This window comes from Rhodococcus sp. 06-1474-1B, assembly GCF_002258885.1.
GTDB lineage: Bacteria > Actinomycetota > Actinomycetes > Mycobacteriales > Mycobacteriaceae > Rhodococcoides > Rhodococcoides fascians.
This window is the reverse complement of record NZ_NOYR01000006.1, coordinates 1-24,513: the sequence shown is the minus strand read 5'-3', so window position 1 is coordinate 24,513 and position 24,513 is coordinate 1. Positions and strand designations below refer to the sequence as shown.

Here is a 24,513-nt window from a genome sequence, read left to right as displayed (position 1 = left end):
AAGTTATGGATGAAAATCTTGCGATTTCCGTCCATAACTTCGAGCTCGCGGGGGTTTAATTTGTTGCATGTCATTGGCTGGTAGAGGGTTTGCGTTGAGGCTGATCGCCTCCGTCGTACTGCTTCTCGGGTCCGTAACTCTGGTGAGTGTCCCTGTCGCACAAGCAGATCCGGGACCCGGCTCACCGATTCCTGCCGACGATCCGTTCTACGATTGGGACGGCGGCCTGGACGTCTCCCCGGGAACGGTGCTGCGGTCGAGGCCCATGACGTTCCGTACCCCCACCCAGCCGACGCCGATCACAGGTAGCCAGGTGCTCTACAGGACTACCGACCAGCAGGGCGACGGCGTCGTCACGGTCGCCACAGTGCTGCGGCCCTTGATCCCCGGGCCGACGCGGATCGTCTCGTACCACATGGCGTACGACGCCCTCGGCTCGCAATGCAATCCCTCGTACACCCTCAGCGGCGGGTCCACGAGTCCCATTGCCGGCGCGGAACAGGCGGTCATTGCCGGTTACCTTGCAGCCGGCTACACCGTCGTCGTGCCGGATTACGAGGGCGAGGAGCTCGAATGGACGATCGGGCGGCAGTCGGGCTACGCCGCTCTGGACGGCATTCGTGCCGCGCAGTCCCTCCTGCAGCTTCCGTCGAGCACGCCCGTCGGCATGGTCGGGTACTCCGGTGGATCCGTCCCGACGCAGTGGGGTGCCGAAGTTGCCCCCGAATACGCGCCCGAGCTGAATCTGGTCGGTGCGGCGGCCGGCGGGCTACCGGTCGACCTGGCTCACAACCTTCCGTACGTCAGCGGTAACAGAGAGTGGGCGGGTGTCATTCCGGCACTGATCGTCGCCTACGAGCGTGCGTACGACCTCGACCTGAACAGTTTCATCTCCGACTACGGCTTCGAGGTGATCGACCAGGTCGATCAGGAATGCATCGCCCAGTTCGCCGACGACTACCCGACACTCACCGACGCCTCGATGGTCAAGGCCCCGTACACCTCCCTGCTGGATGTACCCGAGGTGGTGGCGGCGATCGACGACAACATCATGGGCAGCCAGGGCACTCCGCGGACGCCGATGTTTCTGGCCGTCGGTCACGCCGATCCGATCGGCGATACCGTCATGATCACCGGCGATGTGCAGGGACTGGCGTACGGCTACTGCGGCCGGGGCGTGGATGTGCAGTACGCGCAGTACGACGGCCTGACGCACAGCGACGCCTTCCCGGTATTCGAGGCGCAGAGCCTGCAGTTCCTGACCGAACGGTTCAGCGGTGGGCCGACGCACAGCAACTGTGTGACGATCCTGCCCGGCAATGCCTTGACCCCGACTTCGTAGTTCTCTCAGATGGCCCCGAGATCGGCAGACAGCCAGTGTTCGGGGCGCAGGTAGAACACCACGTTCTCCTCGTGCTCACGGTTGGCCATCTCGAGGTAGCCGTCGACCTTCTCCGGGGGCAGGTAGCGGGCTGCCATGGCGCGCAGCAACTCGGGAGTACTCGGCTCCTCTCGCGCCACCGGACCTTCGACGCTGACGTAGCGGATCGTCGGATCGGACTGCTTGATCATCAGAGTGAATCGCCCTGCAGTCCTGATCAATTGGGCCTTCTTCGACGTGGCACCGGTCAACACCCAGGCTTCACCGCCGGGGGTGTAGTCGTACCAGATCGGTACCGTCAGCGGGCCACGGTCCGCCCCGGCCGCTACCGAGAGGGCGGCGATATGCGATTCGGCCAGATACTCTTCGCGTTCTGTCTTCGACAGTGCCATGAATCAACCGTAAGACTTCTCCGGGCGAAGTTCCAGACCTGATTCGACGCCCGATGTGGCCTGATCCGGGTCCGCCGTGGACAGTGGAGGGATGCCGATCGACGAGCCGAAGATTGCGGGTAGCCCCGTGGGTCGCCGAGTCGTGCTCGGCCTGGTGGCGGCCGGGGTCGCGGGCATCGTCGGTGGGGGCGCGGTGCAGAAGGGTCTCGCGTCGGTACTCGGGCCGATCGGTAACCACGATCCGACGGGCCTGATCGGACTGATTCCCGTGGGCGACAACTTTCGCTTCTATTCGGTGACGCAGGGCGCGCCGCGCAAGGACGAGAACTCCTATGCCCTGACGGTGGGCGGTTCCGTCGACACACCGCGCACGTTCACGCTGCAGGACCTCCGCGCGATGCCGCAGACGTCGTTGGTACGTGACTTCCAGTGCGTGACGGGATGGCGGGTACCCGAAGTTGCGTGGAGCGGAGTGCGATTGGCCGATATCCTCGATGCCGTCGGACTCACCGCGTCGGCGACGTCGTTGCGGTTCACCTCGTTCGACGGCACGTATACCGAGAGTCTGACGCTCGAGCAGGCCCGTCGCGACGACGTGCTTGTCGCGTTGACCATGCTCGACGGCCCCGTCACCCACGATCACGGAGGTCCGGTTCGGCTGTTCGTCGCTTCGATGTACGGCTACAAGAGCATCAAGTGGCTCGGCGGAATCGAGTTGACGGACAACGTGGTTCCCGGATACTGGGAGAAACGTGGATACGACATCGACGCGTACGTCGGCGAATCGAACGGACGTCGCGATGACCCCACGAGCTGACGACCGCGCACGGTTCGACCGAGTCGAGCGCTACGTGCACTGGGCAGTCGGGGTTTTGGTGATCGTCTGCATGGTGACCGCGGTGATTCTGTACATCGGGTCGCTCGCGGTGCTGGTCGGCAATCGTCCGGTGGTGGAGTTCGTGCACGTGTGGTCGGGCTTTCTGTTGCCGATTCCGTTGATCCTCGGTGCGGTCTCACGCGGCTATCGCGCGGACCTCAACCGTCTCAACAGATTCGTCGCCGACGATTGGAAGTGGTTGCGCTCCAAAGCACGTCGACTCGGGGCGGTGGGGGTCGGGAAATTCAACGCCGGCCAGAAGCTGAACGGTGCCCTGAGTGCCGGGTCGATTCTGGTACTTCTCGGTACCGGCGTCGTCATGTACTTCTCCACGTGGAGTCCACTGCAATGGCGTATCGGTGCAACATTCGTACACGACTGGTTCGCCCTGGGATTCGGGCTACTCGTCGTCGGTCACATCACCTACGCCTGGCGTGACCCGGAAGCAATGCGCGGAATGACACAGGGTGCCGTGACCAGGGAGTGGGCAGAGCACGAGCATCCGGAGTGGTGACAACAGTTCAGTCCAGCGTCCTCACGCTGGCCGTATCGCAACACCGGGCATCAGTATTCGCAAGACACCCTGCGCCACTTCGGTTGCGGACTCCGCAGGACGCGTCAGGCAGCGGAAGAGAATGTTGTTGGTCAACATGATTGCGGCTTCGAGTGCCGGTGCGTCGTCGCTGAACACGCCGCTTTCACGTCCGCGTTCGAGAATGGGGACCACAGCGGACGGGAGGTAGAGGTTTTCGATGACCGTCGTGATGGTGCTCGGTTGGTGGAATTGTTCGAAGCTCAACGCGAGCAGCATGCCCGAGCTCATGGCTCGATTGTCGATGACGAACTCGCCCAAAGAAACCAACGTGCGTTGCAGTGCGGTGGCGGGGTCGACTCCGAGGCGTTCGTCGGCGCGACGGAGCCGGAGCACACGGTCGAATTCGGGCTTCAGCGCCGCAACGATGATGTCGACCTTGCTCGGAAACAGTCGTCGAAGGTCTTCTACGCGGATCTTCGCCGCCGCCGCGATGTCGGCCAGGGTGACCAGGAAGTAGCCGTTGTCGACGAACAGAGTTTCGGTCGCCGCGATCACGTCGGCCTCGAGGTCGGGCCGCAGAGCATCCGAGATTTCGCCCGGATCGGCTTGGGCAACGGTGCGGTCGGAATGCAGTGGGTCTATGGCCCACTGGAGAATCGAGTTGGTGGCCGATGCAACGTCGTCGGAGGACACCGAGCCCGGCGTGAGCACCTCCCGGAGCGCCAACCCGTCGAGCAGAGCCCCGACGACCGCCGAGAGGTTTGTCAGCGACAGTGGTTGGCGCAACGATCCGCCGTGAGCCTGCACCGCCCGGCCGATGATGGATCGCAGGTCGGTGTCGAAGCGCTCGAACTCGGGGATTACGGCCTTTCGGGCACCGTTGTGGTCGGCAGCCAGCAGCACTGCGACGAGGCGACGTCGCATGAGACCGGACGTGAGGTCGTCGAACAGCGCCGACACCGGAGCTTTCACGTCCTGGCTGCCGGCAGTAGCCGCAGTACCGGTGTAATCGAGTGTGAGGTGGTCAAGGAGGTCTTCGACGAATGCTTCCTTGCCGCCGGACCCGCCGCCGCGAGAGTTACCGGGGTACGTGTTGTGGAAAGTTTGGTGCGACAGCCCCGCGCGTTCGACGACGGCCGAGATCGAGAGCGAACGCGCAAGATCGGTCGTGTCCATCTCACCGAGCAAGCGATATCCGGCCTGAAGGAACTGCTCCCGTGGGAGTGACTTCTGGTTCACCGACTACCGCCTTCGTTCACCTGCACCGCATTGTTGGATCTTGAACTATAGCAACTGGATGGTCCGGATCCCGCTGTTTAGTTTCAACTAAAGCATGGTGTAGCCGAACATGCTTTGTGGAGTAAAGCCTCGAATAAGCTTGTGTTGCATGGAGTTCGGCAACCGTGGTCAGATTCAGATCGGTCCGTAGGCCGATTGCATGAGGAGGCCAAGATGGTAGCGACGAATCATCGACCCCAACTTTATTCGCGAGTCTCGGTGTCGAGCGGCGTCCGCTCTCCACTCGCTACCAGGCCCGGCGGAGCAAGGCCCACCCCTGCGCCCGCGCGGGCTGTGCGGGTGTACACCTCACCGGGCCTGACCGCGCGGGAGATCACCGTGCTCAAGGCGTGGCTGGACTGCGATTCCAAGGTCGACGTGGGCGCACGCCTCCACATCGCGTTGGGCACCGTCAACACGCACCTGACGAGGATCCGTGACAAGTACTCCCGCGTCGGCCGCGCCGCTCCCACGAAAGCTGCACTCGTCGCGCGCGCCCTGCAAGACGGCATCGTGAAACTGGACGATCTCTGAAGCTGGATTGTCCGCGTTGCTGAAGCCTGTAGATGCGTGCCCGAGGTAGTCGGCAGTCGCCGCCCCGGACCGTAAGCGGTAGATCATCCGAGTGAATGAGAAGACTGTATTCGTCCACTGGCAAGGGTGAAGAGGGAGATGCAGTCGGTCCTGTGAACAACGCCGGGGTCGAGCTCTTGTTGTGAGTGGAAACTCGACCCCTGCTACGAAGTTTCGCTCACCTGGTGCGAAGCACCAATTCCGTGGGGTGAGCATCGGCGGGAGTATCGATTGCGTTGCGCACTGCACGGGCAACGGTGCTGGGCTGCAAGAACTTCGAGCCGTCGTACTCCCCGCCTTCGTGCGCGACGATCTCCCGCTGCATCTCGGTGTCGATGCGTCCTGGGTGCACCGAAGTGACGCGCAACGTCGGCTCCTCGAGGCGCAGTGCATCAGCGAAGGCGCGGAGCGCGAACTTGCTCGCCGCGTAGGCACCCCAACCCGGGTTGGCGCGTATGCCGGCACCCGAATTGATCAGCACCACATGGCCTTCGGCGGAGCGCAGTGCAGGGAGTAGCAATCGAGTGAGTTCGACGACGGCGATGACGTTCACCTCGTATTGGCGACGCCAATCGTCCGCCGTCGACTCTTCGACCGTCCCGAGCGCCGCCACGCCGGCGTTGTGCACCAACACATCCAGAGAATCGATGTTCGACGCGGCAGCGGCCACCGCGTCCGGATCGGTCAGTTCCACCGGCCATGGGGTGGACCCGGACAGTTCCGACGCAATGTGGGCGAGGGACTCGGTGGACCGACCACCCAGCAACACGTGATGGTCCGGAGCGAGCATTCGAGCGATATGGGCCCCGAGACCCCGGCTTGCTCCGGTCACCAACGCAGTACGAGTCATGAACTCAGGTTAGCTAGAAGCTCATCCCCGCCTCGGATGCCCATGCCTGGGTGGTGTTCGCGCCGTCGAGTTCCTCGCGAATGATGTCCGCGTGGCCGGCGTGCTGAGAGATTTCGCGAAGGATGTGCAGAACCGTGAATCGTGCACTCTGCCAGATTCGTTCGGGTGCCCACGGCGCCGTCGGGACAGGTACCGACAGGTCGAGGTCCAAAGTTTCTAGCGCTGCCGAGGTGGCACCGGCCACCTCTTCCCATTCGGCGACGAGTCCGGCGACGGTCTCGTTCTCGGCCATCACGTACTCGCTGCCGGCGGCGGCCATGTCGAATTCGGCCGTCTCGTCCAGCTCTGCGATCACTGTCATCCAGTGGCGCTCGTTGCTGATCACGTGGTGCAGCAGTCCACCGAGGGTCAGCTCGCTCGCGGTGGTGCGGGTACGAGCCTGTTCCTCGCTGATGCCGCGGACGGTGATGAGAAAGTTCGCGCGCTGTTCGGCGAGCATTTTCTGAATGTCGGTGTTCTCGGTGGCCATTGTTTTCCTCCTGGTAGCTGGTGAAACTCACACTAGGAGCGATCGCGGACACCTTCGGTCCGCAATCCAACCGAGCAGAAATCGGCCGCCGGACGCAAACTATCTGCATGGGCGATCGCGGTTTCACTTCCACGCAGCTGGCCGCACGTGCGGCGTATCTGCTCCGAGGCAACGACCTGGGCACCATGACCAGCGCAGCACCCAGGTTGTACCCGCATATGTGGAGTTGGGACGCCGCATTCGTTTCCGTCGGCTTGGCACCGTTGAGCGTCGAGCGGGCCGTCGTGGAGATGGACACATTGCTGTCGGCGCAGTGGAAGAACGGGATGATTCCGCACATCGTGTTCGCCAACGGTGTCGACGGCTACTTCCCCGGCCCTGCGCGGTGGGCCACCGGGACGCTGGCGACCCACGCTCCGATGAGTCCGCAAACTTCCGGAATCACCCAACCGCCCGTCCACGCGATCGCCGTGCAGCGCATCCTCGATCACTCCAAACGCCACGGCCGCACGACGCGAGCGGTGGCCGAGGAGTTCCTGGATCGCCGCTGGGGTGATCTGGTGCGGTGGCATCGTTGGCTCGCCCAGGCCCGCGACGTCGACGACAACGGACGCATCGCGCTGTTCCATGGCTGGGAGTCCGGTATGGACAATTCGCCGCGATGGGATTCGGCCTACGCCAATGTGGTTGCCGGCGAGATGGATCCGTATTTTCGAGAGGACAAGGCGGTCATCACGGACTCGTCTCAGCGGCCCAGCAATCTCGAGTACGACCGCTACATCTGGTTGGTGGAGGAGATGAAACAGGTCGGCTACGACGACGATGCGTTGAAGACGAAGATGAGCTTCGCCGTCGAGGACGTGTTCGTCAGTGCCATCTTCGCCGTCGCGTGCGACGTCCTCGCCACCATCGGGGAGGACCACTCGCGGCCGCGCTCGGATGTGCGCGAATTGCGCGGATGGGCGGACAAGTTCCGCACGGGAGTCATCGCGACCACCGACACGCGTTCGGGTGGGGCACGAGATTTCGATCTGCGGACGGGTCAGTGGATCGGCACGGAGACCATTGCCATGTTCGCGCCGCTGCTGTGCGGAGGACTGCCGCGCGAGCAGGAGCGCAATCTCATTCGGATCTTCGAGGGCACCCGGTTCTGCGGACATCCGGACCTGCGGTACGCGGTACCGCCGTCGACGTCCCCGGTGTCGAAGGACTTCCGTGCTCGCGAGTACTGGCGGGGACCGGTGTGGCCGGTGATGACATGGCTGTTCTCGTGGGCTTTCGCACGCCGCGGGTGGTCGGAGCGATCACTGTCTTTGCGAGACGAGGGTCTGCGTCAGGCGAGTGACGGCAGCTTCGCCGAGTACTACGAGCCGTTCACCGGCAAGCCGCTCGGCAGCATGCAGCAGTCCTGGACGGCCGCTGCCGTGCTGGATTGGCTCGGATGAGCCGGCCGGGTCAGCCGAGGTAGCTGTCGACCAGCGGGCCGACGACGTCGAACGAGGTGGCGTCGGGCACGAGGTACTTGGCGATCGTGCCGCAGACGAAGGGGTGCCACGCGGAACCGGAGTCGGTTCCCATCGAGGACACGGCGAGGATGTCACCGAAGTAGATGCCCGGCAGGTGCCGCTGGGCGAGTTCGTCGTTGTGCGAGGCAACGGCGAGCAACTCTTCGGCGTGGCTGCGATCGATGTCGTCGCCCATGGACCCGAGCAGGTCGGCGCTGTCGGCGCTGGACCGAACGGGGTCGCTGTCGAGCAACGTCAGTGCACCGACCGTGACGCCGCGACTCTGCAGCTCGACGGCGATGGCGTGCGCGAGTACTCCACCGAAGGACGTGCCCAGCAGGTGCACGGCCCCGTCGGTCTGGATGCGAACGATGTCGTCGGCGTACTGCGAGGCCAAGGCGACGAGGGACTCCGCGAGCTCTCCCGACGTCGGGACCTGGACGCCGTAGATGGGACGCGCGTCGTCGACGTGTGCTGCGAGTTCCGCGTAGCAGTCGACCAGCCCGACGAGGGGGTGGATGCAGAACACCGGGTCGAGGTGGCCGGCCGTACGAATCGGTGCGATGGTCGGCACCGCGTAATCGGACGGGTCGAGTTCCGTGAGAGCCACGTGGATGCGATCGTTCACGACAGTCATGGGTGCGCCTCCGAGCCAAGAGAAGTAGTTCGTGTTTCTATGGTTTGTTCGTGCCGACTCTGGGTATGTCGCCGTCGGCAGCGTGAGTGTTACCCACGTCTCATCGAGAACGACTCAACCACGTCTCGGAACAGAACGCATTAGTGACTGTTCACCATCGTCGGCTCAGGTCCACCGGGCGTCCCGCAGGTGTTTTCCCGCCGATGACGGGCGTCCACCTGCAGATCCAGCAGCCAGACCAGTAGTGCGGCGACCGCGAACACGGCCCCCGCAGCGCACACACCTGCCCACTCGAAATGCTTCCACGCCAACGTCCCGACGGCAGATCCTGCTGAGGCACCCACGAAGTACGTCGTCATGTAGACAGAGTTGATTCGGGCGCGAGCAGCCGGTTCCAGGGCGTAGACGATGTGCTGGTTGCTCACGTGCACGCCCTGCAGTGCCAGGTCGAGAAGTACGAATGCGACCACGAACACCACCCAGTAGTGGCCGCCGACGGCGAACATCGGCCAGAGTGCGATCAGCAGAACCGCACAGGTACCGCTGGCCCATTGCACCAGTCCGCGATCTGCGAGCCGGCCCGCGACCGAGGCCATCAGAGCGCCGCCGACACCGGCCAATCCGATCAGTCCGATCTGGACGGCACCGAAGCCGAATCTCGACGACAGCAACAGCGTCATCGTCGCGAACACCGTGCTCACCGACGCGAAGCCGAGACCGCCGAGCACCGCGCGAGTCCGAAGCCTGGGGTGGGTGCGCACCAGCCGGACCATCGACACCAGCGCCGAGCCGTAGGTGACGTCCGCCGTCACGGTGTTACGTGGCAGCACCCGCCACAGGCCGACCGCGGCGATCAGCATCAACACCGCGGCCACACGGTAGACGCCCTGCCACCCCGTCACCGACGACAGCAGCCCCGAAATGCTGCGGGCCAGCAGGATGCCCGTCAGCAACCCGCCCATGACCACTCCGACGATGCGTCCGGCTTGCTCCGGGTGTGCCATCGACGCGGCGAACGGCACGATCACCTGCGCCGCCACCGAGAACAGTCCAGCAATCGCCGTGCCGACGAGGAGCCAGGAGAGGCCGGGCGCGAATCCGGTGATCGCCTGACCCGTCGCAGCGAGAATCATCAGCCCGACGCTCAACGCGCGGCGATCGACGACGTCGCCGAGAGGCACGATGAGCAGCAGGCCGAGGGCGTAGGAAATCTGAGCGACGGTCACCGAGGTGGCTGCCGCTGTCTCGGACACGTCGAATTCGGTGGCAATGAGGTCGAGCAGCGGCTGGTTGAGATAGTTGCCGCCGGCCGACAGTCCGGTGGCGATCGCCATGAGGGCGACGACGGGGGTGCTCACGCCGGTGCGCGAGGTGCTTGCTGTCTTCACATGAACAAGGGTGCTCGTTGCACATCCAGCTGTCCAATAGAACGTTCCGAACGATCGATCGTCTAAACAGATAGAGTTGCGAAGCGTGGAACTCAGACACATCCGGTATGCCGTGGCGGTCGCCGAAGAGCAGCACTTCGGGCGTGCAGCAGCTCGGCTGCGAGTCGCTCAATCGGCGCTGAGCAGCCAGATCAGAGACCTGGAAAAAGAGCTGGGCGTAGAACTGTTCGCGCGCACGAGCCGAAGCGTCACCATCACTCCGGCCGGACAGATCTTTCTCGAACGCGCGCACAGCGTGCTCGGTGCCGTGTCCCGATTGGTGGCCGACGTCGCGCCCGATCCCACGACCGCCATCAGGCGGCTGCGTATCGGCATGATCGCGCCTCTCGCCCGTGTCGATCTGGCCGCGGTGGTCGGCCGGATCTCCCAGCGATTTCCCAACACGTCGGTGACGTTGCTGCCGCGGCCGAGCGCCGACGTTCTCGACGGCATCGCACGCGGAGACCTCGATCTCGGAATCATCGGGCTCGCGCCCGGACGCCCACATCCGGGATTGACCGTCACCGCCCTGTGGACCGAGCCACTGTCACTGTTCGTCGGTCCCGATCATCCTTGGGCTCAAAGGAATTCGATACGGTTGGCGGACCTGTCCGAGATGACGATGATCGACCGGCCGGCGGGAAGCGAGGCCAGACTGCAATCCGATCATGCATTCACCCGCTCGTCGGTTCCCCGTGGACGCATTCTGGAGGCCGATTCGGCCGACCTCATCGGTCAACTCACCGCAGCAGGGTTGGGTGTGACACTGCTGCCGTCATCCTTGGCGTCGATTCTCCCTGGACTACACATGATCGACGTCATCGATGCACCGACACGAACGGTGTCGGTGGTGACCAACCCCGAGCATGCGAATGCCGCGATCGCCGCGGTGGTCGCGGATTTGCGGTCCGCCGTCAGGAAGTGAAGGTACATGTCGGTATTGACATGTCATTTATGGAATCTAGACTTCGATTATGTCCCTTCCGCACGCGATCCTCGGCCTGCTCGCCATCGAAGCGCGCAGTGGGTACGACTTGACCGAGGCCTTGAGTACGGACGGCATCGGCAAGCACGCGTGGACGGCGGGCCACACCAGCATTTACCCGGAGCTGAGTCGTCTCGCCGCCGTCGGGCACATCGAGGTCATCGAGCGGGGAGCGCGGGGCAGAAGAACCTATGCGATCACCGATACGGGTCGAGACGAGCTCACAACGTGGTTGGTCGATACGCCGATTCGCCCGGCAGCCGTGCGTAACGAGAACGTGCTTCGCCTGTTCCTGCTCTCGGCGTTGGGGCCTGAGGACGCCATCGTCGTCTTGACGAGAATCATCGACCACGCTGAAGCAGAGGCGGCGGAGCTGCGCCGAGTACGCGAGCCGCATCGCGATTCGATCCCCGACGGTCCTTCGGGATTCGGCCAGCTCGCCGCCGAGTACGGAATCCGAACCGACGACGCCTTGGCCGACTGGGCCCACTGGGCGATCGCGCACTTTCGACGCATCATGAACGGGGGTAAGTGAATGGAACCGCAGCCGTTCGTCCTCGACACCCCCGACGCGATACGCGAACGCTACGAGTCGTTCGACGTGTATCGCACCGAAGGGGTGGTCCGGCTTCGGCCTGCGGTCGTGTTCGTCCACGGTGGTCCTCGACCGCCGGGCGTCGAGTGGCGACCGCGAGATCAACCGGTCTTCATCGGTTACGGGTCGGTGGCAGCGGCAATGGGGTTCGTCGGAATTGTCGTCGAGCATCACATGGCGTCGCTGGCAGAATGTGCGGCGGCCGCCGACGAGATCGCGGCCGCGGTCGAGCAGGTGAGAGCCCTTCCAGGAGTGGATCCCGATCGAATTGCGTTGTGGTTCTTCTCCGGAAGTGGACTACTGGCCGCGGACTGGTTGCGGAATCCCCCGAAGTGGGCGCGGTGCGTGGCATTGACGTATCCGGTGGCGCACGCCATCCCCGAATGGGGTGTGGAGCCGCGGTTCGACCCGGTTCTCGCAGTTCCCGACTCTGGTCCGTTGCCTATCCTGCTCACGCGCGTTGGGCAGGATAGGCCCGAATTCATATCGGGGGTAGCCGCTTTCGTCATGGCAGCGCAGGATTCACGTCTCGACATCATCGACGTGCCGAACGGCCGACACGGATTCGACATGCTCGACCACACCGAGGAATCCCGAAAGGCAGTCGAACAGGCCATGAACTGGGTGAGCGCACAGCTGCGGTGACGTGAACACCGCCCGACGCCCGTAGTCGAGGGTTCGACTACGGGCATCGTGGCTGACTCGAAACAGCTTGGGCTATGCGGACTTCCACACCGCGACGATGGACGGCCGTGGCTGGGTGTCGCCGCCGTCGGGCCAGTGCGAGATCGGTGCGTCGGCGGTGGCGTCGTCGCTTTCACCCGGGTGCTGAACGCAGACCATGACGCGCTCGTCGGTGACGATGGGGCCGCAGGTCTCGCCGCCGGCGGGGACGGTCAGGAATTGACGTGTCTCGCCGCGACGGGGGCCGTCGAGCACCACGGCGAACAGGCCGTCGTTGGAGTCGAGGGCATTACCGTCGGTCGAGACCCACAGGTTGCCCTTCGAGTCGAAGGCGAGGTTGTCTGGGCACGAGATGGGGCTGACCTGACTCTTGTCGAATCCGCCGAAGTACGTGTCGGCCTCGTTCGGATCACCGCAGACCAGCAGGAGGTTCCACGTGAACGACGTCCCGGCGTGGTCGTCGTCGAGTTCGAGTACCTGCCCGTTCTTGTTCTTGTTGCGGGGATTGGCCTCGTCGGCGGCCGCTTTGCCCTCGGTGCCGCGGTTGGAGTTGTTGGTCAGTGCGACATACACCTTGCCGGTCACCGGGTTGGGCTCGAAGTCTTCGGGGCGGTCCATCTTGGTTGCGCCCACTGCGTCACCCGCCTGACGGGTGAACACGGCGACTTCCTCGGCCGACATGCCGTCGACGAGAGACTTGCCGCGGCCGTCCTCGCCGGTTTCGAGCAAGGGGATCCACGTTCCGCTGCCACGGAATTCACCGTTGGAGGGCAGCGTGCCCGAGCCGTCGATCTCGTCTGGCGTATCGCCGGTGAGGTTGGCGACGTACAGCGTGCCGGCGTCGAGCAAGGTCAGGTTGTTGCGCATCGCGGCCTGGCCGGTGCCGGGCATCATCTTTCGGCTCGAGACGAACTTGTACATGTAGTCGAAGCGTTCGTCGTCGCCGCTGTACGCCACGACGGTGCCGTCGTCGGTGACGTGGATGGTCGCGGCCTCGTGCTTGAACCGGCCCAGAGCTGTGTGCTTGATCGGGGCCGACTGCGGATCCCACGGATTCACCTCGACGATGTAGCCGAATCGGTTGACCTCGTTGGGTTCCTGAGCCAGATCGAATCGCTTGTCGAAGCGCTCCCACTTACGTTCGCTGGCTCCGCCTTCGACGCCGTAGCGCGACAGGCGCTTGGCCACAGTCGCATCCGTGACGGTCTCGGCGTTGGCGAAATACTGGTTGAAGTTCTCCTCGCCGGAGAGCACCGTTCCCCACGGGGTCAGACCGCCCGAGCAGTTGTTGAACGTGCCGAACACCTTGGTGCCGGTGGGGTCCACGCTGGTCTTGAGGAAGTCGCTGCCTGCGGCGGGGCCGGTGATCAGGAACTCGGTGGTGCCGGTGATGCGCCGGTTGTACTGGCCCATAGCGGGGGTGAGATTGCCGGTGCCCGATTCGCCCTGCACTTGCACGACGGAAAGGCCGTGTGCCGCAAGGGCTACGTCGAACTGCTCGCGGGTGGGGTTCTCCGCGTCGTAGCCCTTGAACATTGCCGGTTCCGTGCTGTACTCGTGGTTGACCACCAGCAGGTGGGCGTTGGGCGTGCCCTCGATCGGCAGCAGGCCGGCGAAGTCGTTGTTGAAACCGAACTGCTTTTCCTGCGCCGCGCCGGTCTGCTTGTCGAAGTCGAAGGCCGGTGCGCCCGCGACGACGGCGTCGCCCCAGCGAATGACGATGCCCTGCTCGTAACCGTCGGGAACGACGACGGCATCCTCGGTGTTCGGTTCCACTGCAACGAAATCCACGCCGTCGACGGGCGGAGTATCGGTTCCCGACGTACCCGTGGTTGCGCTACCGGTCGCGGCCGGCTCGTCGGTCGAACATGCGGCCAGTGCGCTACCGGCACCGACGGCGAGCACTGCCATGGCCCCGCCCTTGATGACGCCGCGCCGCGACATCGCGGTCTTGACGATGTCGCCGAAGTACTGGCCCTTCGACGTATTGGGAATCTCGTGGAAACAGGCATCGCCGCACTTGTACTTGCAGGTCAACGATGATCGTTTGGAGCTTCCGTCGTGAACGGCGAACAGGGGCAGTGGCTTCATGTCACGGCACGCTGTCACCCAAAAGCGAAAGTAAAGGAACGCTCAGGTGAAGTCCCGGATAACGAGGTAACCCTTGGTCGCTGCTACAGCACCTGCGAGAGGAACGTCTTCAGTCGATCGGTGTGCGGATCGTCGAACAACTGCTCCGGCGTTCCGGTTTCGACGGCGCTGCCGTGATCCATGAAGAGGACCTTGTTGGACACCGACCGAGCGAAGCCCATTTCGTGGGTCACCACGACCATCGTCATGCCGCCCTTGGCGAGGTCGGCCATCAATGCCAGCACGCCTTTGACCAATTCGGGGTCGAGAGCGGAGGTGGCCTCGTCGAAGAACATGACCTCGGGCTTCATAGCCAGTGCTCGCGCGATGGCGACGCGCTGCTGTTGGCCACCCGAGAGGTTGCCGGGACGCGAATCCGCCTTGTTGGCCAGGCCCACCAGTTCGAGCTGCTCCATCGCGGCCGCGCGCGCCGCATCCTTGTTGAGCCCCAGCAGCTTCTGCGGCCCGAGCGCGATGTTGTCGGCGACGGTCTTGTGCGGGAACAGGTTGAAGTGCTGGAACACCATGCCGATGCGTTGACGAAGTTCGTCGGGATTGTCCTTCAGCACCGACTTGCCGTCGAGCAGGATGTCGCCCTGCTCCGGTTCGTGCAGCCGATTGAGAGCGCGCAGCAGCGTGGACTTACCCGAGCCCGAGGGCCCGATGACGGTGGTGGTCTTACCTGCGTCGACATGCAGGCTCACCCCACGCAGAACCTTGTTGGTGCCGAACGACAGGTGAATGTCCTTGCCGGTCAGAGAAACTGAAGTCACGTCGGCTACCTCTCCACCACGATGGATGTTTCGACGGGACCGAGGGTGCCCGAGGTGTCGGCCTTACCGGATCGTAGGCGTCGGTCGATGTAATTGACCAGGTGCGTCAGCGGGATGGTCAGGATGAGATAGAACAATCCGGCGGCCAGCAGCGGCGAGAGGTTGCCGGTCTGGGCGGCGGTGTCCTGGCCGACGCGGAACAATTCTCGTTGCGAGGCAAGCAGACCCAGGAAGTAGATCAGCGAGCTGTCCTTGATCAACGAGATGAACTGGTTGACGATCGCAGGCAGCACGCGCCGAATGCCCTGCGGCACGACCACCAGGTTCATGGACCGTCGGTAGCTGAAACCCAGTGCGCGGGAGGCTTCGAGCTGCCCGGAGTCGACGCTCTGGATGCCGGAGCGGAAGATCTCACCGAAGTAGGCCGCTGCCATCAACGACAGCGCCAGGATGCCCAACGGGAACGGGCTTCTACTGCCGGTGAATTGGGTCAGCGTCGGGCCGAACCCGAGGCCGATGAGCAGGATGACCACAGCGGCAGGTAGTCCACGAAAGATGTCCGTGTACACCCGCGCCGGCCACCGGAGCCAGCGGGTGCGGGAGATACCCGCCACCGCCAGCCCGAGTCCGATCACGGTACCGATCACTCCCGACGAAGCCGCCAGAATGAGGGTGTTCGGCAATCCGACCGTGACCAGTTTGGGAATGGTCTCGCCGATCAGTTCCCAATCGAAGAACGTGTCGTACAGATTCGACAGAGTGCTCATGAGGTACGAGTGCCCTTACGACGCCGGCAGAACGGACGCCTTGCTGCCCGGCTTCCAGTCGGCGGGGACCTCACGGTCCGGGTACCACTGCTTCTCGAGCGTGCTCCAGGTGCCGTCGTCGACGACCGCATCGAGGCCGGCGTTCAGCGCGTCGATCAACGGCTGATTGTCCTTGGCGACGGCGTACGCGGTGAAGTTGGTGGTGTTGATGGTCTTCTCCAGGATGGAGACACCGTCCTCGGTCTTGACCTGACCGGTTGCCTGCTGCGACGGTGCGACCCAGGCGTCGACCTGACCGGACTTCACGTTCGCGTACGCGGTGTTGTAATCCGGGAACCGCACCGGCTCGATGCCGAGGGTGTTGGTGACGTAGTCGTCCTGCACGGTGCCCTGCACCACGGCGATGCGCTGATCGGCGTTCAACTCGGCGATCGTCTTGATCAAGTAGTCGTTCTTCGCGACCAAGGCCATCTCGCCGAAGTCGTACCCGTTGGTGAAGCCGACGGTCTGACGACGGGCGTCCGTGGTCGAGATGGACGAGGAACCGGCGTCGTAGACCTTGTTGTTGACCGCTGCGAGCAGGCCCGAGAACTCGGTCGCCGAGAACTCGACGGTGAGGTTCAGCTTGGCCGCGACGGCTTTGAGCAGCTCGTTGTCGAAGCCGGTGAAGTTGCCTGCGTCGTCGATGAAGATGTTCGGCGGCGCGTCGGACAGGGTGCCGACGTACAACGTCCCCGGCTTGATCAGACCGAGGTTCGCGGTGTCGATCTGATCGAGCGCGGTGACGCTGTCGGTCGTGTACTTGTCGAGCGAGGCCTGGTCGGAACCGGCCAGAGCGTTCTCGCCGGTGCCACCCGAGCTTCCGTCGGAACACGCGACGGCTCCGAGCGTGAGTGCGAGCGTCGCAGCAACTGCTGCGATGGCACGGCCTCGTAAACGACGTGTGTTCAAGATGAAGCTCCTAGGTGCAATCGGGAGGGACGAACGAGGCTATCGTGCCGATGGAGGCACACGACAATCACATTGCAGTTGTATGAAGCAACCCGCTTGTTCCCGAAATTCCCCCACCTCAATCGCGTCTAGCGGTGTGCGTCCCGCCACGCGATGGCCTCGCCCAGTTCCGTGAGGTCGTAATCCGGTCCCCCGGTACCGACGGTGAACAGCGTGGCTCCGGCGTCGACGAAGTCCTGTGCGGTGTCCGCGCCCGGCCACGAGACCGAGCGGGTGATGCCCGAGGTGTCCCGCCCGACGGTGGTGCCGTGCTCGGCGAGGATCTCGGATTTACGCTTCAGTGCATCGAGGTCGGCGAAGCTGTGCCAGATGTGGGCGTACTCGGCCACGAGCTTGAGGGTCTTCTTCTCACCGCCGCCGCCGATGAGGATCGGGATGTCGCGCGTCGGGGCCGGGTTACCGACGTCGAGGCGGTGGCGGATCCTGCCCAGGCTCTCCTTGAGCAGCGCCAGACGTGAACCGGCCGTACCGAATTCGTAGCCGAAGTTGTCGTAGTCCTTCTCGTTCCATCCGGCACCGATGCCGAGAATCAATCGGCCGCCGCTGATGTGGTCGACGGTGCGCGCCATGTCTGCCAGCAGGTCGGGGTTGCGGTAGCCACCTCCGGTGACGAGCGCGCCGATCTCCACGTTCGACGTCTGCTCGGCCCAGGCACCGAGCATCGTCCAGCACTCGAAATGCGCGCCGTCGAGGTCGCCGTACAGCGGATAGAAGTGGTCCCAATTGAAGACGATGTCGACCCCCGCGTCTTCGGACCGCAGCACCGCGTCGCGGATCAGCTGATAGTCGGGCGCGTGCTGGGGCTGAAGCTGAACACCGATCTTGACGGTCATGTACGTCTCCTCGTCGTGTGGGCTGTCTCACCCATGATGCACCTCGTTTCGCGCGATGCACGTCGACCGAGATCAGCCGACTCGTACTCCGCTCTCGGCCATCATCGCTCGGAGGACGAACCCGGCCTCGGAGCCGACGATCTCGCTGACCAACGTGATGTAGCGGTCGACGAACGCGCCGCCGTGCTGTTGCTCGTCCTCGTCACCGAAGTGGTGCGCCATTTCGTGCAGCACCACCAACTCGCGCAGCGCCCAGGCTCGATTGCTCTGATGCAGGGGTACCGCGATGGTCGCGGCGTCGCGTTCGTAGTGGGCGGCACCCGACCCGGATCTGGCCCGAACGGTCACCGTCCGGCCGGCGTCGGGCCAGGTAGTCGCGATCCAGTCCAGCGCCAGCACCGCTTCAACGTAGCTCTGCACGGATTTCAACGAGGCGAACTTCCGCTCGATCGGCAGCGTGATCATTGAGCCCAACACCGTCACGACGCGGTTGTCGCGCTCCTCGGCTCGATCGAACATGATCCGCACCATCTGTTCGGCGTCGTACACCGCCGACCGCTGCGCATCCCTCGGTCTGCTCACTCGTCCAGCTTAAGCAGGTCGAGTTGTTTCCGTACCGGCGCTCGCCTATGGTTCAAGTGACAACGATTGTCGAAGTCATTCCCACTTCCAGGCTCAGGAGTTCGTCGTGCTCGTCGTCGAGAATCTCCGCATCGACGCCGGACGCACCCGCATCGTCGACGGCGTCTCGTTCGAGATACCCACGGGTCGACGCGTCGGCCTGCTGGGCGCCTCGGGTTCGGGCAAGTCCTCCATCGCCTCGGCTCTGGTCGGATACCTCCCGCCGGGCATCACGTGTTCCGGTCGCGTCGTCGTCGACGGCCACGATGTCGCCGGTGTTCCGACCCCGCAGCGGCCGCGCACCGCACGCCCGGCGATGGTCTTCCAGGACTCCGCGACGGCGCTGAACCCGATGGTCACCGTCGGCAGGCAACTCCGCACGCCCGACGCCGCCGCGCTTCTCGCGCGAGTGGGTCTGCACGACACCGCGCGCGTCCTGGCCTCGCACCCACTCGAACTTTCGGGTGGTCAGCGTCAACGAGTTTGCATCGCACTGGCATTGGCGCGCGAGAGCTCGCTGGTGATCGCCGACGAACCGACGACGACACTGGACGTCCTGAGTCAGGCGCTCGTTCTCGACGCTCTGCGGCAGGTGCCGTCGTTGCTACTGATCACCCACGACATCGCCGTCGCCGCGCAGTTGTGCGACCACCTGCTGGTTCTCGATTCCGGCAGAATCATCGAATCCGGTTCCACTGCAACGGTACTCAAGAATCCTTACTCGGATCGAACGCGACAGATGATCGATTTGGCTCGGGCGGCCGATCCGTTCCGGCAGCTGGTTGCGTCGTGAGCCTGGACGAGTCTGCCGGTTTGGTGGGTACGGCACTCACGCGGCAGTACGACCGGCACGGCACGTCGCACACCGCGTTGGATGCCGTCACGTTCGCGGTGCCGCCGACCGGCCGGATTGCCGTCGTCGGTGAATCCGGTTCCGGTAAAACGACATTGCTGCGCTTGCTGCTGGCCGTCGATACCCCGAGCGGCGGAAGTATCTCGCTCGACGGGCGAGTCGTCCGACCCGGATCGGCCGGATCGCTACGGTGGTTCCGCCGCCGGGTGCAGTACATTCCGCAGGATCCGGCGACCAGCCTCGACCCGCGCCGCAGCGTCCTCGACCTCGTCGCTACTCCGCTACGCCTACTCGGTATCGAGGGTGATCACCGAGCCACGGCCACCGGCGCATTGTCTGCCGTCGGACTCGATGCGCACTTCTTGGCTCGCCGTTCGGCCGAGTTGTCCGGCGGACAGAAACAACGAGTCGCCATCGCCCGAGCCGTGGCCTGCGCGCCGCACTATCTGTTGGCGGACGAGCCGGTCAGTGGACTCGATCCCGACCTCAGAGAGCAGGTGCTCGATGTACTTGCCGGCCTACCGGGTGCGCTGCTGATCGTCAGCCACGACCTGTCGGCCGTGGCCAGACTCTGCAGCGACGTGTCGGTGATGCAGGAGGGTCGCATCGTCGAATCCGGTTCTGTCCGCCGCGTTCTCACTCGGCCCCAGCACGAGCACACCCGAGATCTGATCGACGCCGTTCCTCGGCTCACGTAACACAATCAGGAGCTACATTGACCAGCAACATGTTTCGCATCGGCGCGCTCGCAGCAGTGGGCACACTGACGCTCACCGGGTGCTTTTCGTCCAGTTCTGCCTCCTCCGACGACGGCGAGAACCGCGTGCGCGTGGCAATGCTGCAGCCACCTCGTTCGGGGTTGTCCCAGTTCAGTGACGACGCCTTCAAGCTGTCGCGCTGGTCCACCGCCGAGACGTTGATCGTTCTCGACGATCTCGGTGAGGCCGAGCCGGGTCTGGCCACCGCCTGGAACCGCGTGGACGATCGGACCTGGAACTTCGACATCCGGCCGGACGTCACGTTCCACAACGGAGCCCCGCTCGACGCAGCAGCCGTCGTCACCGCACTGACCGCAGCCACGCAGTCGGCCCCCAAGCCGCGCATCCTCGACGGCGTCGAGATGACGGTGACCGCCACCGACGCCGACAGCGTCGCCGTGACCACTGCCGACGTCGATCCACTGGTACCGCAACGACTGTCGAGCCCGCAGCTGGCCATCCTGGCACCCGACGCGTACTCGACGGGCAGCAGCAACCCGATCGGAACCGGCACCGGGCCCTTCGTGTTGAAGGCCGTGAACGGCACGTCGACAGCAACTCTCGACCGCAACGAGAACTACTGGGGAGAGCCGGCGAAGGTCTCCGGCATCGACGTCGACTTCGTACCCGACGGCACGGCCCGCGCCGCAGCGCTACGCAACGGCACAGCCGATGTGGTGGAGGCGATTCCGGTGTCTCAGGCCGCCAACGTCGATCAGGCACTCGTGCACGAGGTGCCGATGCCGCGCACCAACACGCTGTACCTGAACACCGCGTCCGGGGTCTTCGCAGACCCGGCCATGCGCGCAGCCGCACGCGAATCGATCGATCGCGACCGTCTGGTCGATCAGGTCTACGAGGGCCGCGCCGACGCCGCGAAGGGGCTGCTCGGCCCCGCTCTGCCGTGGGCCACCGACCGGCCGTCGCGTACGCAGACCCCGGCCGGCGACGCCGCAGGCAAGAAGATCACCCTCGCCACGTTCACGGACCGAGCCGAACTCCCGGAGGTCGCGGTGCTGCTGCAGCAGGAGCTCGAAGCCAAGGGATTCGTCGTCGAACAGGTCGTGCGCGAGTATCAGTTCATCGAAACCGATGCTCTCGCCGGTGCATTCGATGCGTTCATCCTTTCCCGCGCCACCGTGCTCGACTCCGGAGACCCGGCGGCGTACATGTACTCCGACTTCGCCTGCGAGGGATCGTTCAACATCTCGCAGTTCTGCGATCCGCAGGTTGACACCGCGCTCGCCGACGCCGCAGCCACCGATCCCGGCGACGCTCGCCGCACCGCGATCCTCGACGCCGAAAAACTGATCCTCGAAAAAGACGCTGCGGTACCGCTGCTGCACGAACGCGTCATCCAGGGAGAATCCGAGGGCGTGACCGGCGTGGCTCGCGATCCACGCGAGCGCACCTTGATCACCAACCAGACCGCCTTCGAGTAGGCAGTGAGAACGACTGCCTCACGGCTGCTCTCGGTAGCGGGCGTCGTACTGCTCGTCGGGATGCTGCCGTGGTTGTCCGACCGAGACCCCGCACTGAGCATTCTGCGGGCACGCTCCGCCGAGCAAGAAGCGACGCCCGAGGCCCTCGCGGCCATCCGCAACGACCTCGGTCTCGACGCGGGGCCGCTACGGACATTCTGGAACTGGCTCACCGGCCTCGCGTCGGGCAATCCCGGAACATCCTGGAACACCGGCAAACCCGTACTGCCCGGGGCGCTCGAGGCACTGTCCGTCTCGCTGACCCTGATGGGTTTCGCGATGGTCGTCGCGCTCGTGACGGCCGCTCTCGTCGTCCTGCCGAGCATGCGGGCCGGGCTGCGCGGCACGCCGAAGCGTACCGGCGGAAGCGTCGCCGCTGCCCTGACGTCCCTGCCCGAGTTCCTGCTCGCCTCGGTACTGGTGGTCGTCGGAGCGGTGTGGTTGTCGTTTCCGGCGTACGGGTGGAACGGGCCGGAATATGCGGTGTTACCCGCACTGGCACTGGGCCTTCCAGCGGGTGGCTTGATCGGTCGTCTCCTCGCCGACGCGGTAGCCGTGACCTTCACCGAGGGATGGGTGATCACGTGGACGGTGGCCGGGTTCTCGCGGCGGCAGATTGCCGTCGCTGTGTTGCGCCGGGCCGTCCCCGGACTCGCGTCACAGGTCGGTTTGATCATGGTGGCCATGACGGGCGGTGCAGTGGCCGTCGAAAAGGTCTTCGCCATACCGGGATTGGGGCGCTCGACTCTCGGTGACGCGCAGTCGCAGGACCTGCCCGCCCTACAGATCGACATCCTGTTGTTGCTGGCCGTCAGTGCCGCCCTCGGTATCGCGGCGGAACTGTTGCGCCGTCTACTGCTCGGTAGCGCACTGCACGAGAAGGCGATGCCGATCCCGGCCGGGGTGTTCCACCCGTCACCGCGTCGGTGGATCGTTCCGATTGCAGCCGCATCGCTGCTCGCGGTAATGGTACTGGTGGGGCTGCCACGAGACGGCCAGGTCACCACACGTGAGAAGTTCGCCCGACCATCGTCGGAGTTCCCGTTCGGAACCGACGCGTCCGGCCGCGACCTGCTCGCCCGAGTGGCGGACGGGGCCGTGCGGTCGATCGGACTGTCGCTGGCGGTCACGCTGGCGGCGTTGTGCGTCGGGGTACTGCTGGGGCTGATTCCCCGAGCGACCCGAGGGCTCGTGGAGGTCACCAATGCCGCTCCGCCCGTCGTGACCGGCATCCTCATCGCCGCGATCTGGGGTCCCAGCGCCGGCGGGGCGGCTGTCGCGGTCCTGATCGTGACGTGGGCTCCACTCGCCGCGCACACCGCGGCACTCGTCGACGAGGCGCGAGCACAGCCCTACATCTCCATCCTGCCGACACTCGGTGCCGGCAACGGTCGAATCCTGTTCGGCTCCATCGTTCCCGGTGTGCTGCCGGCTGTGTTTCGGCACGCCATGATCCGCCTGCCCGGTGTCGCTCTGGCGCTCGCCGCCCTCGGATTTCTGGGCCTCGGTCCGCAACCTCCGACCGCGGATTGGGGACTGATCCTGTCCGACGGGGTAGCCGCCGTCGAGCGAGCACCGTGGGTCGCGGCAGCACCGCTGGCGTCGTTGATCGCACTGGCCGTCCTCGCCGTCTCCGTCGCCAGCGCGACGTCGGGGCGGGTGAGAACGACCGGTAGCGTTGACGGCAAAGTCGATGCAGGAGGGCGCGTTACATGAGTTCGAGGACCGACAAGTCGCCGACGCGGTGGCGGTGGTCGTTTCTCGTCGACCTCGGGCGCGCCACGCCCACGGTGCGATTGCTGGTTCTCACCCAGATGACGTTCAACATCGGCTTTTTCATGGTGTTGCCGTATCTGTCGGTGCACCTGACTTCCGATCTGGGACTCGGAGCGGCACTCGTCGGCGTCGTCCTCGGTATCCGAACGTTCTCGCAGCAGGGCCTGTTCTTCGTGGGCGGCACCCTCGCCGATCGGTGGGGCATCAAGCCGGTGGTCCTCGTCGGCTGTGTCCTGCGAGTACTGGGGTTCCTGGGCCTGGCTGCGTTCGATTCTCTCGCCGGTGTCGTCGCCGCGACGGTATTGGTCGGGTTCGCGGCCGCATTGTTTTCTCCCGCAGTGGAATCCGCGATCGCCATCGAAGCAGGCAAGAGCGAACGCAGCGGCGGTGCCACCCGGGTTCAGACCTTCGCGCTGTTGTCGGTGTGCAATCAGATCGGATCGTTCACCGGCCCGCTCATCGGATCTCTGCTGTTGTTGGCCGACTTTCGGATCGCATGCCTCACGGCCGCAGTCATTTTCGTCCTCGTCATCGCCGCGCACATCAGATGGCTGCCGCGCGAGCCCGGCGAACACCGCGACGATCCGTGGCTCTCGGGCTGGACCGACGTGATCCGCAACCGCACCTTCGTGCTGTTCGCCGTCGCCATGAGCGCGCAGTTGGTGGCCTACAACCAGCTGTATCTGCTGCTCCCCCTCGAGGTCGAACGGGCCTGGGGATCCCAGACGGTACTCGGCTGGTTCTTCGCAATCTCCGCAGTACTCGTCGTCACGACGCAATTGCCCATCACCCGACGCGTCGCCGCGGTCTCGCCGCGCATCACGCTGCCGATCGGATTTGCCGTCATGGCACTCTCTTTCGCGTTGGTGGCGATCCTCAGTCCTCTGGAGCTGACGGGGCTCGTCGGCCTGATTCCGGCCGCCCTGTTCGTGTTGCTGCTGGCACTGGGGCAGATGATCGCGATGCCGCAGGCGCGCGACCTCGTCCCCAAGATGGCCGCCGAACGCCGACTCGGCTCGTACTACGGATTCATGGCCTCCCTCGGCGGCATCGGGGTACTCCTCGGCTCGATCGCCGTCGGAGCGGTGATCGACGCGTCACCCGACACCGGCTGGGGAGCAGCAATCCCATGGCTGGTCGCTGCCCTGTTCCCCATCGCCAGCGTCGTGGGACTGCGCGTGGTGCTCGCGCGCCTCGACTGATCCCCGTTCCCCTGCCGCCGGCTTCTGTCGGCCGCCCGCATTTCCCCGCCCCCTTTCCTC

Annotated in this window: 23 protein-coding genes and 1 pseudogene; 13 read left to right on the top strand and 11 right to left on the bottom strand. The window is 64.7% G+C overall.

Features of this window, described 5'->3' with window-relative positions:
* The first annotated feature begins 67 nt into the window (after window positions 1–67).
* A complete protein-coding gene (locus CH266_RS01080; RefSeq protein ID WP_094714484.1) occupies window positions 68–1,342 on the top strand; it encodes a lipase family protein in 1,275 nt (424 codons plus the stop codon).
* Window positions 1,343–1,347: 5 nt separating this feature from the next.
* On the opposite strand, the gene CH266_RS01075 is transcribed toward CH266_RS01080, so the two are convergent.
* On the bottom strand, window positions 1,348–1,773 hold the full coding sequence (locus tag CH266_RS01075; RefSeq protein ID WP_094714483.1) for a pyridoxamine 5'-phosphate oxidase family protein: 426 nt from the start codon (window positions 1,771–1,773) through the stop codon (window positions 1,348–1,350).
* 91 nt (window positions 1,774–1,864) lie between these two features.
* On the opposite strand from CH266_RS01075, the gene CH266_RS01070 reads away from it, so the two are divergent.
* Both CH266_RS01070 and CH266_RS01065 read left to right on the top strand, forming a co-directional pair.
* Window positions 1,865–2,590, top strand: coding sequence for a molybdopterin-dependent oxidoreductase (locus tag CH266_RS01070; RefSeq protein WP_094714504.1), 726 nt, complete (start codon window positions 1,865–1,867; stop codon window positions 2,588–2,590).
* Window positions 2,574–3,164: a cytochrome b/b6 domain-containing protein gene (locus tag CH266_RS01065; protein WP_094714482.1), complete on the top strand. Its 591-nt coding sequence runs from the start codon at window positions 2,574–2,576 to the stop codon at window positions 3,162–3,164. Before CH266_RS01070 ends, CH266_RS01065 begins: the two co-directional genes overlap by 17 nt.
* Window positions 3,165–3,185: 21 nt before the next feature.
* Here the strand turns inward: CH266_RS01065 and CH266_RS01060 are convergent, their stop codons facing one another.
* Entirely contained in the window at window positions 3,186–4,424 is a 1,239-nt protein-coding gene (locus CH266_RS01060; RefSeq protein WP_094714481.1) for a TetR/AcrR family transcriptional regulator, read from the bottom strand.
* A 339-nt stretch (window positions 4,425–4,763) separates the two neighbouring features.
* Between CH266_RS01060 and CH266_RS25695 the strand changes: the two genes are divergently transcribed.
* On the top strand, window positions 4,764–4,997 hold the full coding sequence (locus CH266_RS25695; protein WP_441347032.1) for a LuxR C-terminal-related transcriptional regulator: 234 nt from the start codon (window positions 4,764–4,766) through the stop codon (window positions 4,995–4,997).
* 217 nt (window positions 4,998–5,214) lie between these two features.
* Here CH266_RS25695 and CH266_RS01050 read toward each other — a convergent pair whose 3' ends face one another.
* Both CH266_RS01050 and CH266_RS01045 read right to left on the bottom strand, forming a co-directional pair.
* Window positions 5,215–5,886, bottom strand: coding sequence for an SDR family oxidoreductase (locus CH266_RS01050; protein ID WP_094714479.1), 672 nt, complete (start codon window positions 5,884–5,886; stop codon window positions 5,215–5,217).
* Between the two features lie 13 nt (window positions 5,887–5,899).
* On the bottom strand, window positions 5,900–6,415 hold the full coding sequence (locus CH266_RS01045; protein ID WP_027495035.1) for a DinB family protein: 516 nt from the start codon (window positions 6,413–6,415) through the stop codon (window positions 5,900–5,902).
* Window positions 6,416–6,522: 107 nt separating this feature from the next.
* Here CH266_RS01045 and ggh point away from each other — a divergent pair, with 107 nt between their 5' ends.
* Complete coding sequence (gene ggh / locus CH266_RS01040; RefSeq protein ID WP_027495036.1) at window positions 6,523–7,860, top strand: glucosylglycerate hydrolase; 1,338 nt, start codon at window positions 6,523–6,525, stop codon at window positions 7,858–7,860.
* A 10-nt stretch (window positions 7,861–7,870) separates the two neighbouring features.
* Here the strand turns inward: ggh and CH266_RS01035 are convergent, their stop codons facing one another.
* Entirely contained in the window at window positions 7,871–8,557 is a 687-nt protein-coding gene (locus CH266_RS01035) for a thioesterase domain-containing protein (protein WP_027495037.1), read from the bottom strand.
* Between the two features lie 140 nt (window positions 8,558–8,697).
* On the bottom strand, window positions 8,698–9,891 hold the full coding sequence (locus CH266_RS01030; protein ID WP_255175804.1) for an MFS transporter: 1,194 nt from the start codon (window positions 9,889–9,891) through the stop codon (window positions 8,698–8,700).
* A gap of 139 nt (window positions 9,892–10,030) precedes the next feature.
* On the opposite strand from CH266_RS01030, the gene CH266_RS01025 reads away from it, so the two are divergent.
* The 3 genes from CH266_RS01025 to CH266_RS01015 are packed head-to-tail and all read left to right on the top strand — an operon-like array spanning window position 10,031 to window position 12,209.
* Window positions 10,031–10,909: a LysR family transcriptional regulator gene (locus CH266_RS01025; protein WP_094714477.1), complete on the top strand. Its 879-nt coding sequence runs from the start codon at window positions 10,031–10,033 to the stop codon at window positions 10,907–10,909.
* Between the two features lie 49 nt (window positions 10,910–10,958).
* The gene (locus CH266_RS01020; protein ID WP_094714476.1) at window positions 10,959–11,504 is read left to right on the top strand and encodes a PadR family transcriptional regulator; all 546 of its coding nucleotides are present in this window, start codon (window positions 10,959–10,961) and stop codon (window positions 11,502–11,504) included.
* On the top strand, window positions 11,505–12,209 hold the full coding sequence (locus CH266_RS01015) for an alpha/beta hydrolase (protein WP_094714475.1): 705 nt from the start codon (window positions 11,505–11,507) through the stop codon (window positions 12,207–12,209).
* Between the two features lie 72 nt (window positions 12,210–12,281).
* On the opposite strand, the gene CH266_RS01010 is transcribed toward CH266_RS01015, so the two are convergent.
* The 5 genes and pseudogenes from CH266_RS01010 to CH266_RS00985 form a co-directional block, all read right to left on the bottom strand.
* Window positions 12,282–14,339, bottom strand: coding sequence for a PhoX family protein (locus CH266_RS01010; protein WP_094714474.1), 2,058 nt, complete (start codon window positions 14,337–14,339; stop codon window positions 12,282–12,284).
* An 83-nt stretch (window positions 14,340–14,422) separates the two neighbouring features.
* Window positions 14,423–15,151 carry an amino acid ABC transporter ATP-binding protein gene (locus CH266_RS01005; RefSeq protein WP_174557188.1) on the bottom strand — a complete coding sequence of 243 codons (729 nt, stop codon included), beginning with the start codon at window positions 15,149–15,151 and terminating at the stop codon, window positions 14,423–14,425.
* Window positions 15,152–15,156: 5 nt separating this feature from the next.
* Window positions 15,157–16,872, bottom strand: a pseudogene (locus tag CH266_RS25690) (ABC transporter substrate-binding protein/permease).
* 125 nt (window positions 16,873–16,997) lie between these two features.
* Entirely contained in the window at window positions 16,998–17,762 is a 765-nt protein-coding gene (locus tag CH266_RS00990) for an LLM class F420-dependent oxidoreductase (protein WP_032367654.1), read from the bottom strand.
* 72 nt (window positions 17,763–17,834) lie between these two features.
* A complete protein-coding gene (locus CH266_RS00985; RefSeq protein WP_094714472.1) occupies window positions 17,835–18,344 on the bottom strand; it encodes a TIGR04338 family metallohydrolase in 510 nt (169 codons plus the stop codon).
* A 106-nt stretch (window positions 18,345–18,450) separates the two neighbouring features.
* Between CH266_RS00985 and CH266_RS00980 the strand changes: the two genes are divergently transcribed.
* Genes CH266_RS00980 through CH266_RS00960 form a run of 5 tightly spaced genes read left to right on the top strand, consistent with a single transcriptional unit; the run spans window position 18,451 to window position 24,453 of the window.
* Entirely contained in the window at window positions 18,451–19,176 is a 726-nt protein-coding gene (locus CH266_RS00980) for an ATP-binding cassette domain-containing protein (RefSeq protein ID WP_094714471.1), read from the top strand.
* Window positions 19,173–19,934 carry an ABC transporter ATP-binding protein gene (locus tag CH266_RS00975; RefSeq protein WP_176456972.1) on the top strand — a complete coding sequence of 254 codons (762 nt, stop codon included), beginning with the start codon at window positions 19,173–19,175 and terminating at the stop codon, window positions 19,932–19,934. Before CH266_RS00980 ends, CH266_RS00975 begins: the two co-directional genes overlap by 4 nt.
* 17 nt (window positions 19,935–19,951) lie before the next feature.
* Window positions 19,952–21,436, top strand: a complete 1,485-nt coding sequence (locus CH266_RS00970; protein WP_255175800.1) for an ABC transporter substrate-binding protein — start codon at window positions 19,952–19,954, stop codon at window positions 21,434–21,436.
* Window positions 21,437–21,439: 3 nt separating this feature from the next.
* Window positions 21,440–23,191, top strand: a complete 1,752-nt coding sequence (locus tag CH266_RS00965) for an ABC transporter permease subunit (RefSeq protein WP_217900977.1) — start codon at window positions 21,440–21,442, stop codon at window positions 23,189–23,191.
* Window positions 23,188–24,453, top strand: coding sequence for an MDR family MFS transporter (locus tag CH266_RS00960; RefSeq protein ID WP_094714469.1), 1,266 nt, complete (start codon window positions 23,188–23,190; stop codon window positions 24,451–24,453). The genes CH266_RS00965 and CH266_RS00960 overlap by 4 nt, the downstream gene beginning before the upstream one ends.
* Window positions 24,454–24,513: the final 60 nt, after the last annotated feature.